The sequence below is a fragment of the Nocardia sp. NPDC004415 genome, assembly GCF_053602435.1.
Genome location: NZ_JBSGDP010000067.1, coordinates 17,359 through 33,116 on the forward strand (window position 1 = coordinate 17,359; position 15,758 = coordinate 33,116).

Consider the following 15,758-nt stretch of genomic DNA (forward strand, 5'->3'; position numbering starts at 1 on the left):
GTACAGAGAGCGAAGAGTCATGAGCTTGCACTACGACACAGTGCTGATCGCCAATCGTGGCGAGATCGCCTGCCGCATCATTCGTTCCGCCCGGGATCTCGGTCTGAAGACGGTGGCCGTGTACTCCGAGGCCGACGCCGCCGCGCCCCATGTGCGTCTCGCCGACGCCGCCGTGCTGCTCGGACCGGGGCCGGCCGCGCAGTCCTATCTGCTGGCCGAGCGGGTCGTCGAGGCCGCGCTGAGCACCGGCGCGGGCGCCATCCATCCCGGTTACGGATTCCTTTCCGAGAACGGCGAATTCGCCACCGCGGTGACCGAGGCGGGGCTGGCGTTCGTCGGGCCGACGCCCGAGCAGCTGAAGGTGTTCGGCGACAAGCACACCGCCCGTGAGGCGGCCCGCGCGGTGGGCGTGCCGCTGATTCCCGGTTCGGGACTGCTGGATTCGGCCGAGCACGCGGTGGCCGAGGCGGAGCGGATCGGGTTCCCGGTGATGCTCAAGGCGGTCGGTGGTGGCGGCGGCATCGGCATGCAGGCCTGTCACGACGCGCGGGAGGTCGAGGCCGCGTTCACCCGCGTGCAGCGGCTGGCCGCGTCCAATTTCGCGGCGGCGGGGGTGTTCCTGGAGCGATTCGTCGCCAGGGCCCGCCATGTCGAGGTGCAGTTGTTCGGTGACGGGCAGGGCCGGGTGGTCTCGCTCGGCACCAGGGACTGTTCGCTGCAACGCCGCAACCAGAAGGTGCTCGAGGAGGCGCCCGCGCCCGGTCTGTCCGGCGAGCTGATCGAGCAGCTGCTGTCGACCTCGCGGCTGCTCGCCCAGTCGGTCTGGTACCGCTCGGCGGGCACGGTGGAGTTCGTCTACGACATCGAACGCGAGGCGGCCTCGTTCCTCGAGGTGAACACCCGGCTCCAGGTGGAGCATCCGGTGACCGAGGCGATCACCGGTGTCGACCTGGTGGCCTGGATGCTGCGGCTGGCAGGCGGCGACGCGAGCATGCTCGACGACCTGCCGGATTCGGGTCCCGCGCTCACCGGTCACGCAGTCGAGGCCAGGATCTACGCCGAAGACCCCGGTCAGGACTACCGGCCCAGCGCCGGGCTGATCACCGAGGCCCGCTTCCCGGATCAGGCCAGGGTGGACACCTGGGTCGCGACCGGCACCGAGGTCTCCGCGCACTACGACCCGATGCTGGCCAAGGTCATCACCGCCGGACCCGACCGCGCCGCCGCCTTCGCCGCGCTCGACGAGGCGCTGGCCGGCACCGCGCTCTATGGCGTGCAGACCAATCTGACCCAATTGCGGGCCGCCACAGTCGATTCCGTCGTCCTCGCGGCCGCGCACAGCACCGCGACGATGGCGGGCATGGCGGTGCCGACCCGCCGGGTGGACGTGCTGCGCGCGGGCACCATGACCACGGTGCAGGACCATCCGGGCCGGATCGGGCGGTGGGAGGTCGGCATTCCGCCGTCCGGACCGATGGACGACCTGTCGTTCACCCTCGCCAATATCGCCGTCGGCAATCCGGCGGGCGCGCCCGGTCTGGAAGCCACCCTCCAGGGACCGCGGCTGCGGTTCAGCGCGCCGGTCACGGTCTGCGTCACCGGCGCGCCTGCCCCGGTGACGGTCGACGGTGCCGAGGCGCCGATGTGGACGCCGATCGAACTGCCCGCGGGCGCTGTCCTCGATATCGGCGCCCCCGCCGACACCGGCCTGCGCGCCTACCTGGCGATTCGCGGCGGGATCGACGCACCGCTGTATCACGGCAGCGCGGCCACCTTCACCCTCGGCGGCTTCGGTGGCATCACCGGGCGGGCCCTGGCCACCGGTGACGTCCTCGGTCTGCGGCCCGACGCGGGCGCGCCGACCGCACCCGTCCCGGTCGAGCGCCGCCCGGACTTCACCCACGCGTGGCAGCTGGCCGTCGGCGAGGGCCCGCAGACCGCGCCGTCGTACTTCACCGACGACGACATGACGCAGTTCTACACCAGCGAGTGGAAGGTCGGCGCGCACGCCAACCGCACCGGCATCCGGCTCGACGGCCCCAAGCCGGTCTGGTCGCGTACCGACGGCGGGGACGCGGGCCTGCACCCGTCGAACCTGCACGACAACCCCTACAGCGTCGGCGCGCTGAACGTCTCCGGTGACACCCCGATCCTGCTCGGCCCCGACGGTCCGAGCCTGGGCGGCTTCGCCTGCCCGCTCACGGTGGTCTCGGCCCAGCGCTGGAAGCTCGGGCAGCTGCGTCCAGGTGACACCGTCCGGTTCGTCCCCGTCGACGACGCCGACGCCGCCGCGCTGCGCGCCGACCCGGTGCGCCGGGCCCGCAACACCGTGCCCGACACGGGCGTGGCGCTGCGCGATCGTGGCATCCTGCGTGCCACCGACGCCGACGGCGAGCGCCCCGAGGTGGTCTACCTGCGCGGCGGCGACGACAACATCCTCGTCGAATACGGTCCGATGGCACTGGATCTGGGACTGCGGATGCGGGTACACGCGCTGTCGGAGGCGCTGGCGGCGAGTGGACTGCCCGGCATCCTCGACTGCACGCCCGGGGTGCGGTCGCTGCACATCCACTTCGATCCCGAGGTGCTCGCGCAGCATCGTCTGCTGGGCACCCTGGCCGAACTCGAGGAGGAGTTGCCCGCGACCGACGCGCTGGTGGTGCCCAGCCGCACCATCCGGCTGCCGATGTCGTTCGACGATCCCTCGATCACCGAGGCGATCGACCGCTACCGCAGCGGAGTGCGCGACACCGCGCCCTGGCTGCCCTCCAACACCGAGTTCATCCGGCGCATCAACGGCCTCGACAGCGTGGAGCAGGTGCGCGACACCGTATTCGCCGCCGAGTACCTGGTGCTCGGGCTCGGTGACGTCTATCTCGGTGCGCCACTGGCGGTTCCGCTCGACCCCCGGCATCGGCTGGTCACCACCAAGTACAACCCGGCCCGCACCTGGACACCCTCGGACGCGGTCGGTATCGGCGGCAAGTACCTGTGCGTGTACGGGATGGCCTCCCCCGGCGGTTACCAGCTGGTCGGGCGGACCGTGCCGATCTGGTCGGGCTACCGGCAGAGCGCGCCGTTCGAGCCGGGCACGCCGTGGCTGTTCCGGTTCTTCGACCGGATCGTCTGGGAGCCCGTCGATCCCGAGCAGCTGCTGGAGTACCGGGCCGCCGCGCGGGCGGGCCGGTTCGAGGCCGAGGTGACCGAGGGCAGCTTCGTCCTCGCCGATCACCTGCGCATGCTCGCCGAGGAAGCGGACTCGATCGCGGAGTTCGAACGCAAGCAGGCCGCCGCGTTCGCGGCCGAGCACCAAGCCTGGCGGGCGGCGGGCGAATTCGAGCGCGCCGAGGCGATCGAGCCGGTCGCCGAGCCCGCGAGCGACCCGCTGGCCGGGCTGCCCGCCGACGCCACGGTGATCTCGGCGCCGATGACCGGCAATGTGTGGCGCGTGGACGTCACCGAGGGCCAGCGGCTCGACCCGGGTGCCACGGTGGCGGTGCTCGAGGCCATGAAACTCGAACTGCCGGTGAGTACACCGGACGGTGGCGTAGTGCTGAAGGTGCTCGCCGCGCCGGGTGCCAAAGTGGAACCCGGAACCCCTCTCGCAGTGATCGGAGTCGACTGAGATGACCGCTGGACTACCCGACAACACCTCGGCGTCGCCGACCGCCCGGGTCGCCGCCGCGTATCGGCGCATCGCCGAGGTGGACCGGCCCGAGGTCTGGATCACGCTGCGACCGGAGGCCGAACTCGCCGCCGAGGCGGCCGCGCTGGAGCAGCGGCTGGCCGAGGGCGCGGTGGCGCCGCTGGCCGGGATGCTGGTCGCGGTCAAGGACAATGTCGACGTGGCGGGCCTGCCGACCACCGCGGGCTGCCCCGAGTTCGCCTATCCGGCGACCGAGACGGCGGTGGCGGTCGCCCGGCTGGTCGAGGCGGGCGCGCTGGTGCTCGGTAAGACCAATCTGGACCAGTTCGCGACCGGCCTGGTCGGCACCCGTAGCCCGTACGGCGCGGTGCGCCACGCACTGCGGCCCGAATTGATCTCCGGCGGTTCGAGTTCCGGTTCGGCCGTCGCGGTCGCGCTGGGTATCGCCGATATCGCGATCGGCACCGACACCGCCGGGTCCGGCCGGGTGCCCGCCGCGCTGCACGGGATCGTCGGCATCAAGGCCAGCCTCGGGGTGATTCCCGCGCACGGTGTCGTCCCGGCCTGCGTGGACTACGACGCGGTCACCGTCTTCGCCGCGGAGCTGGACCTGGCCGTGGCCGCCGCCGCGACCATGGCCGGCCCGGATTCGGGCGACCCGCGCGGCCGCGCCTGGCCCGCCGACGTGCGCCTGTCCACCGCCGCCGAGCCCACCGTCGCGATCCCGCGCGCGCAAGACCTCGACCCGTTGAGCCCGGCCTATCTCGCCGCCTTCGCCGAAACCGTCGCCGCCCTGCGCGATCGGGGTGTGACGGTGCGCGAGGTGGATATCTCGCCGCTGCTGGACGCGGCCCGGCTGCTCTACGACGGCGCCATCGTCGCCGAACGGTACGCGGCCGTGGGTGAGTTCATCGACAAGGGCGCCGACGGCCTCGACCCGACCGTGGCTGGAATCATCAGCGCGGCGAAAGAACTGGACGCACCGTCCTTCGCCGCCGACCTCGACACGCTCGCCAAGGCCAAGGCCGCCGCGAAGGCCCTGCTGAACGGCTACGACGGCCTGCTGCTCCCCACCACCACCGAGCACCCGACGATCGCGGAGGTGACCGCCGACCCGGTGACGATCAACCGGCGACTGGGCACCTACACCAACTTCTGCAATCTGCTCGACCTCGCCGCCGTCGCCGTCCCCGGCAGCCCCACCGCCGACGGACTGCCGTTCGGTGTGATGGTCGTGGTCCCCGCCTTCGCCGACCAGCTCGCCGTCGACCTCGCCGCCCGCGTCACCGGCACCTCCGCTCCCCTGCTGGTCGACACCGGCGTCGCGCTGGCGGTCTTCGGCGCGCACCTGCGCGGCCAGCCCCTGCACTGGCAGCTCGAACAGCTCGGTGCCCGCTTCGCCGGCGTGATCACCACCAGCGACGCCTACCGCCTGACCGCCCTGGACACCGTTCCGCCCAAGCCCGGCCTGGTCCGGCACGGCGCCGGACAGGGGGCACCCATCGTGGGCGAACTGTTCCTGGTCTCCCCCGGCGGACTCGGCCGCTTCCTGGCCGAACTGCCACCCCCGATGGCGCTGACCAGCATCGAGCTCGCCGACGGGCGCTCGGTGGTCGGCTTCGCGTGCACCTACGACGCCGCGCTCACCGCCACCGACATCACCGAACACGGCGGCTGGGTGGCCTACCTACAACGCTGACGACCGGGCCGGTCACCCCTCGTTCGGACCGGCCCGATCGGCATACCCCGCGACACTGCTGGAACATCGCCGGTGAAGTCCGTCGGTGTGGTTACCGTCGGCAGTGATTCTTCAGCGTCTGGAAGAGCCACCTTCTGGGCTGCACCGCCGGGTCCGTCCGGTCACCCCTCGAGATCGGCCGGACCCGGATGTTCCGGTGTCTGGAAAAAGGATGCGACGGCGGTCTCTAGAGGTTCTTAAGAACAACTTGTCGCCTCGGGGCGTGATCTTCGGGATGATTGAGGGACCGATCACAGAGGGAGAACGACGATGGAGACCTTGGTCGTCTGGCTGCTGGCCAGCCTGCTCTACTGGTTCAGCAACGTCTGAGCCACACACTTCGAGGCAGGGCCGCTCCCGAGCGGGCCTGCCTCCCGCACGTAGCGCGCGTCACATCGGGGCGCCGGAATTATTCGGCGGGGACCCTCGTTGAACCCCGTGTCGGCGTCCGAACAGCCCCGGGCCTCACCCTATTTGTCGCTTCGAGCGACCACCCGCCGAGAGGCGCTTGTGGGGCGCCGACACCCTGACGGGTCACCCACCGCGGTGCCCCTTCGACTCCGAACGCCGCCAGGTCTCCCTCATCGACCTGGCGGCGTTCGTCGTCGCGGCGAGGGTTACGGGGAGATGAAACTTCGGCTCGATCAGGGTCTACAGCGGCCGTGCTTTACGGGTTACGGCAGGTGGGGAGGTCTACCCTCCCCGCATGGGGCAGCGCAGGGGATTCTTCGTGGGAACAGTTGTGGCGGTTGTGGCCTCGGCGAGCCTGTTCGCCGGCCCGGCACCGGCCGCACCCGGCACCCCGGCCACCTGCGCGGTGACCTCGGAGCGTGAACTGCAACGGGCCAGTCCCGAACAGGTGGGGCTCGACCCCGGCAAGCTGACCGAGGCGTTGCAGTTCGCGGCGACGCGGAATCGGCTCAATGTGCAGGTGTTCCGGCACAACTGCCTCGTCGGGGAGGGGCTGCGCAACGAGGAGACCGGCAACGTCGCCTGGAACATCTGGAGCGTCACCAAGTCGGTGGTCTCGCTGCTCGCCGGAATCGCCTCCGATCAGGGCAGACTCGATGTGTCGGCGCCCATCGACCGCTACCTGCCGCCGGGCCTCGGTGACGCCGCCCATCGCTCGATCACCGTGGAGAACCTGCTCACCGAGACCTCCGGCATGAAGGTCGGGGTGCTCAGCGAGGGCATCACGGCGGTGATCCCGGTGGACCCGAACTCGGCGGTGCAGGCGCTGGCCGTGGAGCTGACCAACCCGCCGGGCACCACCTTCAGCTACAGCCAGCGCAATGTCGACCTGCTGTCGTATGTGATCGAGCTGGCCGTGGGCGAGCCACTCCAGGACTTCGCGCAGCGGCAACTGTTCGACCCGCTCGGCATCCCGCGCAGCGACTACTACTGGGCGCGCGACCGCTCCGGGCACACCTACGGCTACGCCCACCTCATGCTGCCGCCCAACGACTTGGCCAAGGTCGGCTTGCTGGTCACCAATGACGGGCAGTGGGGTGGCACGCGGGTGATCTCCTCGGACTACCTGCGCCGGGCGCGCACCCCCTCGGCGGCGAATCCCTGCTACGGGTACCTGTTCTGGGTGGGTGCCGACTGCGCCGAGTCGCCGGACTTCCTGCCCGCCGACACCTTCTTCATGTCCGGGCTGGCGTTGCAGAACGTCTTCTTCATCCCGAGCCTGGATCTGACGGTGATGTGGACCGGCACCTTCGGCAACCAGTCCGCTTACGGCGCGAGCGGGGTGATCGCGCACCCGGAGGAGCTGCCGCACGAGTTCTTCCGCAGGCTCTTCGCCGCCTTCACCGATACGCCGGTGCCGGTGGCCGCGCCGTATGTGGAGCCGCCGCTGGACTTCGACGCGGCCAAGCTCATCGACTCGGAGATCCTGCTCGCCGTGTTCGGTGTGGGGCCGGGCGCCTATCCGGGGTGCACCGTGTTCGCGTGCCTGAATCAGCCACTGGCGGCGCCGTTCTCGAGTATTCCGCCGGGTTGTGCGGTGCTGGTGTGCGTGGGCAACGATCCGCGCACGCCGGGCATCCGGTAGACGACGCAGGCCGGGTGCGTCATCGGACGCACCCGGCCTGGACGAGAGTGAACTCAGCGGTTGTTCAGCAGGACTTCCGCGATCTGAATGGTGTTGAGCGCGGCGCCCTTACGCAGGTTGTCGCCGGAGATGAACAGCGCCAGACCACGGCCGCTCGGCACACCCGGGTCCTGGCGGATACGGCCGACCAGCGAGTCGTCCTGACCGGCGGCGGCCAGCGGGGTGGGCACGTCCACCAGGCGCACGCCCGGTGCCTTGCCCAGCAGCTCGCGCGCCTGCTCGACCGAGATCGGCTCGGCGAACTCGGCATTGATCGACAGCGAGTGCCCGGTGAACACCGGCACGCGCACACAGGTGCCGCTGACCAGCAGGTCGGGCAGGCCGAGGATCTTGCGGCTCTCGTTGCGCAGCTTCTGGTCCTCGTCGGTCTCGAACGAGCCGTCGTCGACCAGCGCACCGGCCAGCGGGATGACATCGAACGCGATCGGCGCGACGTACTTGTTCGGGGCGGGGAAGTCCACGGCCGAACCGTCGTGCACCAGCTTCTCGGCGTCGGCGGCCACGGCGCGGATCTGCGAGGCGAGCTCCTCCACACCGGCCAGGCCCGAACCCGACACCGCCTGGTACGACGACACGATCAGGCGCTGCAACCCGGCCACGTCGTGCAGCGGCTTGAGCACCGGCATCGCGGCCATGGTGGTGCAGTTCGGGTTGGCGATGATGCCCTTGGGCAGGGTGCGGGTGGCCTCGGGGTTCACCTCGGAGACCACCAGCGGGACGTCGGAATCCTTGCGCCAGGCCGAGGAGTTGTCGATGACGGTCACGCCCGCGGCCGCGAAGCGCGGCGCCTGCACCCGCGACATGGTGGCACCGGCGGAGAACAGCGCGATGTCCAGACCCGACGGGTCGGCGGTCTCGGTGTCCTCGACGACGATCTCGCCGCCGCGCCACGGCAGGGTCTTACCGGCCGAGCGGGCCGAGGCGAAGAACCGCACCTCGTCGGCGGGGAAGTTGCGCTCCTCGAGCAGCTTGCGCATGACGGCGCCGACCTGACCGGTCGCGCCGACGACTCCTACACGTACACCCATTGCCTAACGCCCCGTTCCGCCGTGGACGACGGCGGCCTCGTCGCCGCCGAGATCGAAAGCCTTGTGCAGCACCTGCACGGCCTCGTCGAGTTCGGTGTCGCGCACCAGCACCGAGATCCGGATCTCCGAGGTGGAGATCAGGTCGATGTTGACGCCCGCGTTGGCCAGCGCCTCACAGAAGGTGGCTGTGACGCCCGGATGCGACTTCATGCCCGCGCCGACCAGGGAGACCTTGCCGATGTGGTCGTCGTAGAGGACCTGCGCGAAACCGATCTCGTCCTGGCGCTTGGTGAGCATCTCCACCGCGCGGGCACCGTCGGTCTTGGGCAGGGTGAAGGTGATGTCGGTCTTGCCGGTGTCGACCTTGGAGATGTTCTGCAGCACCATGTCGATGTTGATCTCGGCGTCGGCGACCGCGCGGAACACCTTGGCCGCGTAGCCCGGCTCGTCGGGCAGGGCGACGACGGTCACCTTGGCCTCGCTGCGGTCGTGCGCGACGCCGGTCAGGATTGCCTGCTCCACGGGAATGTCCTCCATCGATCCGAAAACTGTGGTGCCGATCTTGTCGGTGTAGGACGACCGGACATGAACGGGAACGTTGTAGCGGCGCGCGTACTCCACGCAGCGCAGCATCAGCACCTTCGACCCGCAGGCCGCCATCTCCAGCATCTCCTCGTAGGAGATGTTGTCGAGCTTCTGGGCGTCACCGACGATGCGCGGGTCGGCGCTGAAGATGCCGTCGACGTCGGTGTAGATCTCGCAGACGTCGGCCTTCAGTGCGGCAGCCAGGGCGACGGCGGTGGTGTCGGAACCACCGCGGCCCAGCGTGGTGACGTCCTTGCTGTCCTGGCTGACACCCTGGAAGCCCGCCACCAGCACGATCTGGCCGTCGGCCAGCGCCTCCTGCAGGCGGCCGGGGGTGACGTCGATGATCTTGGCCTTGCCGTGCGCGCCGGTGGTGATCACGCCCGCCTGCGAACCGGTGAACGAGCGCGCTTCGGCGCCGAGCGAGTGGATCGCCATGGCCACCAGCGCGTTGGAGATGCGCTCGCCGGAGGTGAGCAGCATGTCCATCTCGCGGGCGGGCGGCGCGGGGGCTACCTGCTCGGCGAGATCGAGGAGTTCGTCGGTGGTGTCGCCCATGGCCGAGCAGACCACGACCACGTCGTGGCCCTGCTTCTTGGTCTCCACGATCCGTTCAGCGACGCGCCGGATCCGCTCGGCGGTGGCCACCGAGGATCCTCCGTACTTCTGAACAACGAGAGCCACGGCAATGGTCCTTCACGATCGGGAATCGAGCTGCTATCAGCGACCAAGAGTACCGGCCGCCGGACACCCGATCCGCCGCTACCTCCCTACCCTGTGGAAAACGACACAGGCTTGTCACCTGTGGCTGACCACCGGAATCAGCCCCGCTCGAACCAGGTGACCTGCGCGCCGTTGTCGAATTCCTTGCGTCGCACGGGAGTGAACTGTGTCGGTTGGAAGACGCCGCCGAAGACCGATACACCCGAGCCAACGACCACCGGATAGCTCTTGAGGATCATCTCGTCGATCTCGCCGAGGAGTTGACCGGCCAGGTTGCCGCCGCCGCACAGCCAGATGTCGAGACCGTCCTGCTGCTTGAGTTCGCGCACTAGCTCGACCGGGTCACCGGCGAAGATCTCGACGCCAGGGTGATCGGCCTGGCTCAGCGAGCGCGAGACGACGTACTGCTTCATGTGCTGGAACGGGCTCTCGACGTGCTCGCCCGGGAGGATGTAGGTGCCGCGGCCCATCAGCACGGTGTCCCAGTGCTTGGCGGGCAGATGCGGGTCGACGCCCACGTGCGAGCGGATGTGCGTCGGCATGGCGTCGGGGAATTCGGCGGACATCCACGCCACGTAGTCGGCCGGGGTCGGATAGAAGTCGACCTCGCCGCCGGGGCCCGCGATGTAGCCGTCGAGGGAGACGCCGATGTAGTAGACAAGCTTTCGCATGGGTACCGCCTCAGTTGTTGTACTCTGATTGAAGTGGTTTGAACGTAGTACTACGAATGGAGTGGTGTCAAGTGCGGACTAATCCGGAGCGGCGTCAAGCCCTGTTGGACGGGGCGATCGAAGTACTCGCGGCCGAGGGGGCGCGGGGGCTCACCTTTCGCGCGGTGGACAAACAGGCCGGGGTGCCCGCGGGGACGGCGTCGAACTACTTCGCCAATCGCGACGAGCTCCTCACCCAGGCGGGCATCCGCTTCTACGAGGTCATCGCGCCCAGCGCGGAGGCGATGGCACAGGTCAGCAACGGGCCGAGGACCAAGGAACACATCGCGGTGCTGATGCGCGAGGTGGTCAGCCGGCTGGAAGCGCATCGCACCGCCTACCTGGCCCTGCTCGAACTGCGCCTCGAGGCCACCCGGCGCCCGGAGTTGCGCGCGGTGCTCACCGAGCGGGTGCGCGCCAACGTCGAGTTCAACATTCGCAATCACCTGGCATCCGGATTGCCCGGGGACGCGGATTCGGTGCTGCTGCTCTATCTGGCGCTGAACTGGCTCATCGTCGAACACCTCACGCTGCCCGGAATCTTCACCGAAGAGCAGAGCCTGGCACTGATCGAAACCGCCGTCGAGCGGGCGATACCCGGCTGACCCGGTCATTTGACCAGACCGTAGACGTGTTGACGATCACTGGTACAACTGTGCACAATCGGGCGCGAAGACAGCGGGGGTTCGGAGGATAGACACAGATGCGCTCGAAGATCGACATCCGATTCACCGTTGAGGCTGAGATCGACCAGGTCATGGACGCGCTCCTAGCCGTCGATCGGATGGCGGAGTGGTCGACCTCCTACAGCGATGTCCGCGTCGGCCCACGCGACGCCGACGGCAGGCCACGCCGCGTCTTCGCCACCGCCCACTTCATGGGCAATTCCGACTCCCAGGTCCTCGAATACAGCTGGGAACCGCACCGGGTCACCTGGGATGTGGTCGACAGCAGCCGCGGCTCCAAGGGCCACGGCTGGTTCGACCTGCTCGAGGCACCCGAGGGCACCGAGATCGACTACCACGTGGAGCTGCAGCTCCCGCTGCCGATCCCGGGCATCCTGTTCAACCGCTCCCTGCGCAAGGTGCACGACGAGGCCGTCTCGAACTTCATCGACTTCGCCGAGCGCTACGCCGGGAACGCGGGTTACGCCGTCGGCTGACGTTCCCGGCGCTCATCGCCGCGGGGTGCGACGATGAGCGCCATGATCGGTACACGACGGCCGCGGTTCCGGCCGGTCACCGCGGACTCCTCGGTGACCCAAATCGAACTGTTCTTCGACCTGGTGATCGTGTTCGCCTTCACCATGGTCACCGACCTGGCGGCCCACGACACCACCGCCGTGAACGCGCTGCGCGCGGTGCTGGTCCTGGCGCTGATGTGGTGGCTGTGGATCGCCTACTCCTGGCTGGGCAATGTGGTGCGCGCCGACGAAGGGCCCGCCCGGGTGGGCATGTTCGTGGCGATGGGCGGGGCGTTCCTGGCCGCGCTCACCATCCCCGAAGCGTTCACCGACCTGCCCGGCGGCTGGTTCGGGCCGCTGGTGTTCGCCATCGCCTACCTGATCGTGCGACTGGTGCACGTCGGGCTGTTCTGGGCGATCAGCGCCGACGACCCGCAACTGCGCGGACAGCTGCTGCGCTGGGCACTGGGATCGATCACCGTCGGCACCACGCTGCTGGTCGTGGCCGCGATGACCTCCGGGGTCGTGCAGATCGTGCTCTGGATCGCCGCCATCGCCGGCGACATGATCTGGACCTGGGCCGCGGGTACCGACTGGCGGATCAACTCGGCCAAGCACTTCGCCGAACGCTACGGGCTCATCGTCATCGTGGCGCTGGGCGAATCGATCGTCTCGATCGGCATCGGCGTGGCCGGGCTGCCGATCTCCTGGCCGATCGCGGTGGGCTCGATGCTCGGGCTGGCGGTCTCGGGGCTGCTGTGGTGGCTCTACTTCGACGTCGCGGCGATCTCGATCGAGCACGCCTTCGCCCATGCCAGGGGCGCGCACCAGATCAAGATCGCCCAGAACAGCTACACCTACGGGCATTTCCCGATGATCGTCGGCGTCATCGCGCTGTCGCTGGGCCTGAAGAAGGTGCTCTACTACGTCGGCGATTCGTCGCACCACACGCTCACCGACGCGCTCTACGGCATTCCGCTCGCCGCGCTCTACGGTGGGCCCGCGCTGTTCCTGCTCGGGGTGGTGGTGGCGAAGTACTGTGCGACGAAATCGGTGTCGGTCGAGCGGGTGGTCGTGGCCGTCGCGCTGTGCGCGCTGATCCCGGTCGCGGCGAACCTGCCCGCGCTCGCCTCGCTGAGCATCCTGTGCGCGCTACTGGCCGGGCTGGTCATCTGGGAGACGGTGCACTTCGCCCAGCCGCGCGACCGGATCAGACACGCTTGACCTGACCGAGGTGATGGCGCACGCCGTGCTCGGCGGGGGTGGCGCCGCGATGCGACGGCGGCACCCTGACCCCCGACCGGACGGCGTCGTTGATCTGGTCGAGGTTCTCGCGCAGCATGTCGGCGACCAGTTCGTCGGTGCGCGGGTCGTCGAGCAGCTGGCGCAGCATGCGGTAGACCGTGTCGGCGACGAGCCGGATGATGTCGTCGTGGAACGGGATGTAGCGCAGCTTGCCGGTCTGCGGGTCGTTCTTGATCAGGTCGACGATCATCTGGTCGACCTCGGCGCGGTTCTCCTCCAGCGCCGCGGCGATGTTCTTGGTGTAGTGGCCGGTGCGCAGCACCTTGGAGACCTCGTCGAGGATGGCGATGGTCATCGGGCGCTTGATCACGTCGACGATGGTGCCGACGAACCGGTTGACGATCGTCGCGGTGACCCGCTCCCCCAGCGCCCGGTCGGCGACACGGCCCAGCCGCAGCAGGATCACCACGATCCGGAACAGCCGGAACCCGCGGAAGATCGGGCTGGTCACCGGGATCATGCCAAGGACCTCGTACCAGTAGACGAACGGGAAGGTCCACGGCCAGCCCGCCCGGCGCCAGCGCCACAGGAACTCCAGCAGGAACACCGCGCAGATGCTCCAGTCCACCACCACGATCGCGTGATAGGTCGAGCCGGAGACCGGGAAGAAGGTGATCCACACGACCAGCGCCACCGAGATGATCGCCAGGATCAGCATGACGATGTCGGTGCGCAGCGACGGGGTCTTGGCGCGCACGTCCGGCAACGCCTCGACCCGCTCGATACCCGGTGAGACCACCCGTGCTCCTGCTGTCTGGCGGCCCGGGGCCGCGGTGTCGGGGCCACCCGGCCCGGCGCTGCTGTCGCCCACGCTAATTGGTCCCCCGCCGCGGCGCGGGCAGTTGCGGGTGCCCGATCGGGGGCGTGTTCGGCGGGCTCAGCCGCGCAGGATCGCCTCGATATTGCGTTCGGCCAGGGCGGTGATGGTCAGCGAGGGATTGACCGTCGCGGTGCTGCCGGGGATGGCGGCGCCGTCCATCACGTACAGGCCGGGGTGCCCGTGCACGCGGCCGTAGGCGTCGGTGGCCCGGCCGAGCACCGCACCGCCCAGCGGATGCGCGGTGAACCGGGCGTTCGCGTCGTAGCCGAGCGCGCCGTACTCGGCCAGCGCGCCCGCCTTCTCGGCGATGCGGTGGTCCACCGCGCGGGCCGCGTCGACCACCGACCGCTGGGCGGCGTCGGGCCAGTTCAGGCCGACGCCACCGGAACCGGCGTCGTAACCGAAGCGGGCCCTGGTCGAGTCGAGCACCATGCCGAGCGAGGCCAGCGCGCCGGTCTCGAACGGGATGCCCGGGATGTACCAGTTCTCCAGGGTGAGCGGCGCGCCGGATTCGTCGTAGATCCGGCTGGCGCTGGGCACGCCCTGGCCGTGCCCGGCCACCGAGCTGGCGCCCCGGGCCAGCACCACGTCACCGTTGGTGCCGAAGCCGTCGCCGATGTGCTCGTTGAGATTGGGCAGCGCGCCGGTGGCCTGGGCGCGGACCAGCAGGGCGGAGGTGCCCACCGAACCCGCGCCGAGGAACAGCTTGTCGCAGGTCAGGGTGCGGGTGGCGAGGTGACGGCCGGTGGGGTCCAGTTTCGTCACGGTGACCACGAACTTGCCGTTGCCGTCCTGGGCGATGCCCTCGACCTGGTGGCCGGGGTAGACCTGCGCCTTGCCGGTCTCGGTCGCGTAACGCAGGTAGTTCTGGTTCAGGTCGAACTTGGCGCCGTTGGAATTGCCCAGGTTGGAGCGGGCGGCGGTGGCCGAGGGGCGTGAGGTGCCCGCCAGTTCGCTGCGCAGGACGTCCCAGGTGAAGATCGAGTCGTTGGGCACCGGCTGATAGCCCGCCGCGCGGACCTGGTCGTCCCAGGCGCGCGAGTGCGCGAACGGCTCGGAGTGGTAGATGTCGGCGGGCATGGCGTCCAGGCGCAGCATCTGGCGCACCCGCGGGTAGTAGACGCGCTCGAGCTCGCCGAAATCGACGACTCCGCCGAACACCTCGTCGAAGAGCCTGCGCTCGGGCGCCACCATCGCGCCGGTGAACACCACCGAGCCACCGCCAACCGCCGCGGCCCGCCACACGTCGATCCCGGCGAACTCGGTGACATCGAGCACGCCGCCGAAGGAACCGAAGCTCATCGGCACCTTGGTGACGCCGGTGAAGCTGGTGCGATGCCAGAAGCCACGGCCGTCGGGCAGGTCGTCGCCGGTGAAGATCTCGCGCCACGGGTCGTTCGGCCAGCGCGAGCCCCGCTCGAGCACCGTCGTGACGATCCCCGCCTCGGCCAGCCGCAGCGCGGTGACCGACGCGCCGAACCCCGAGCCGATCACGAGGGCGGGCGAATGCTCCGGCGCGTCCGGAATCGGGGCGAAGATCTCCGGCACCCACGACTGGAACATCGCCTCACGCGGGTCGGCCGCCGCCGCCCGCATCGTCAGGTTCGTTCCCACGGCACCGGCGATCGTCGCCAGCCCCGCCGCCTTGAAAAAGGCACGTCTGTGCACCAGGCCACCTCCTCATCACGCATGACCGAGCCGCACAATACCGCGAAAACCCGGGCCTCCCAGGGGAGCGAAGCCAATTTGTCACCACTCACACCCCAGCCCCACACCCGCGACCCGAGAAGCGACGGCCACGCACTCTCAGCCCCGCACCCGCGACCCCGAGGAGCGGCGGCCACGAAGTGGCCGGTCGCGGCCGGGCCGCCGGTCAGGCGCCGCGGCGTAGGCGACGAAGGAGC

The 15,758-nt window shown here is 69.5% G+C and carries 11 protein-coding genes; 6 read left to right on the forward strand and 5 right to left on the reverse strand.

All coding sequences use genetic code 11. The features are described 5' to 3' along the window. Positions 1–19 precede the first annotated feature (19 nt). The 3 genes from uca to ACWEMY_RS24885 all read left to right on the forward strand — a co-directional run bounded on the left by uca (position 20) and on the right by ACWEMY_RS24885 (position 7,440). Positions 20–3,625: an urea carboxylase gene (gene uca / locus ACWEMY_RS24875; RefSeq protein ID WP_452391948.1), complete on the forward strand. Its 3,606-nt coding sequence runs from the start codon at positions 20–22 to the stop codon at positions 3,623–3,625. A gap of 1 nt (position 3,626) precedes the next feature. After that, positions 3,627–5,345: an allophanate hydrolase gene (atzF, locus tag ACWEMY_RS24880; RefSeq protein ID WP_452391949.1), complete on the forward strand. Its 1,719-nt coding sequence runs from the start codon at positions 3,627–3,629 to the stop codon at positions 5,343–5,345. Between the two features lie 745 nt (positions 5,346–6,090). Further along, positions 6,091–7,440, forward strand: a complete 1,350-nt coding sequence (locus tag ACWEMY_RS24885) for a serine hydrolase domain-containing protein (protein ID WP_452391950.1) — start codon at positions 6,091–6,093, stop codon at positions 7,438–7,440. A 53-nt stretch (positions 7,441–7,493) separates the two neighbouring features. Here ACWEMY_RS24885 and ACWEMY_RS24890 read toward each other — a convergent pair whose 3' ends face one another. From ACWEMY_RS24890 to ACWEMY_RS24900, 3 genes are all read right to left on the reverse strand, one after another. Continuing rightward, entirely contained in the window at positions 7,494–8,528 is a 1,035-nt protein-coding gene (locus ACWEMY_RS24890) for an aspartate-semialdehyde dehydrogenase (protein WP_452391951.1), read from the reverse strand. Positions 8,529–8,531: 3 nt separating this feature from the next. Continuing rightward, positions 8,532–9,797, reverse strand: a complete 1,266-nt coding sequence (locus ACWEMY_RS24895; RefSeq protein ID WP_278260645.1) for an aspartate kinase — start codon at positions 9,795–9,797, stop codon at positions 8,532–8,534. A 137-nt stretch (positions 9,798–9,934) separates the two neighbouring features. Further along, a complete protein-coding gene (locus ACWEMY_RS24900; protein ID WP_452391952.1) occupies positions 9,935–10,507 on the reverse strand; it encodes a dihydrofolate reductase family protein in 573 nt (190 codons plus the stop codon). Between the two features lie 71 nt (positions 10,508–10,578). On the opposite strand from ACWEMY_RS24900, the gene ACWEMY_RS24905 reads away from it, so the two are divergent. From ACWEMY_RS24905 to ACWEMY_RS24915, 3 genes are all read left to right on the forward strand, one after another. Next, positions 10,579–11,151, forward strand: coding sequence for a TetR/AcrR family transcriptional regulator (locus ACWEMY_RS24905; protein ID WP_452391953.1), 573 nt, complete (start codon positions 10,579–10,581; stop codon positions 11,149–11,151). Positions 11,152–11,249: 98 nt separating this feature from the next. Continuing rightward, on the forward strand, positions 11,250–11,708 hold the full coding sequence (locus ACWEMY_RS24910; protein ID WP_452391954.1) for an SRPBCC family protein: 459 nt from the start codon (positions 11,250–11,252) through the stop codon (positions 11,706–11,708). A gap of 42 nt (positions 11,709–11,750) precedes the next feature. Further along, the gene (locus tag ACWEMY_RS24915) at positions 11,751–12,953 is read left to right on the forward strand and encodes a low temperature requirement protein A (protein ID WP_452391955.1); all 1,203 of its coding nucleotides are present in this window, start codon (positions 11,751–11,753) and stop codon (positions 12,951–12,953) included. On the opposite strand, the gene ACWEMY_RS24920 is transcribed toward ACWEMY_RS24915, so the two are convergent. Both ACWEMY_RS24920 and ACWEMY_RS24925 read right to left on the reverse strand, forming a co-directional pair. Next, positions 12,940–13,845 (reverse strand): ion transporter, encoded by a 906-nt coding sequence (locus ACWEMY_RS24920; RefSeq protein WP_452391956.1) that lies wholly within the window; start codon positions 13,843–13,845, stop codon positions 12,940–12,942. The two genes, ACWEMY_RS24915 and ACWEMY_RS24920, sit on opposite strands and share 14 nt — an antisense overlap. 66 nt (positions 13,846–13,911) lie before the next feature. Next, entirely contained in the window at positions 13,912–15,522 is a 1,611-nt protein-coding gene (locus ACWEMY_RS24925; protein ID WP_452391957.1) for a GMC oxidoreductase, read from the reverse strand. Positions 15,523–15,758 lie beyond the last annotated feature (236 nt).

Excerpts from the sequence above, each read along its gene's own strand:
- ACWEMY_RS24885 (WP_452391950.1), top strand. The coding sequence starts at position 6,091 with ATGGGGCAGCGCAGGGGATTCTTCGTGGGAACAGTTGTGGCGGTTGTG.
- ACWEMY_RS24900 (WP_452391952.1), bottom strand. The coding sequence starts at position 10,507 with ATGCGAAAGCTTGTCTACTACATCGGCGTCTCCCTCGACGGCTACATC.
- atzF (WP_452391949.1), top strand. The coding sequence starts at position 3,627 with ATGACCGCTGGACTACCCGACAACACCTCGGCGTCGCCGACCGCCCGG.
- ACWEMY_RS24890 (WP_452391951.1), bottom strand. The coding sequence starts at position 8,528 with ATGGGTGTACGTGTAGGAGTCGTCGGCGCGACCGGTCAGGTCGGCGCC.
- ACWEMY_RS24910 (WP_452391954.1), top strand. The coding sequence starts at position 11,250 with ATGCGCTCGAAGATCGACATCCGATTCACCGTTGAGGCTGAGATCGAC.
- uca (WP_452391948.1), top strand. The coding sequence starts at position 20 with ATGAGCTTGCACTACGACACAGTGCTGATCGCCAATCGTGGCGAGATC.
- ACWEMY_RS24915 (WP_452391955.1), top strand. The coding sequence starts at position 11,751 with ATGATCGGTACACGACGGCCGCGGTTCCGGCCGGTCACCGCGGACTCC.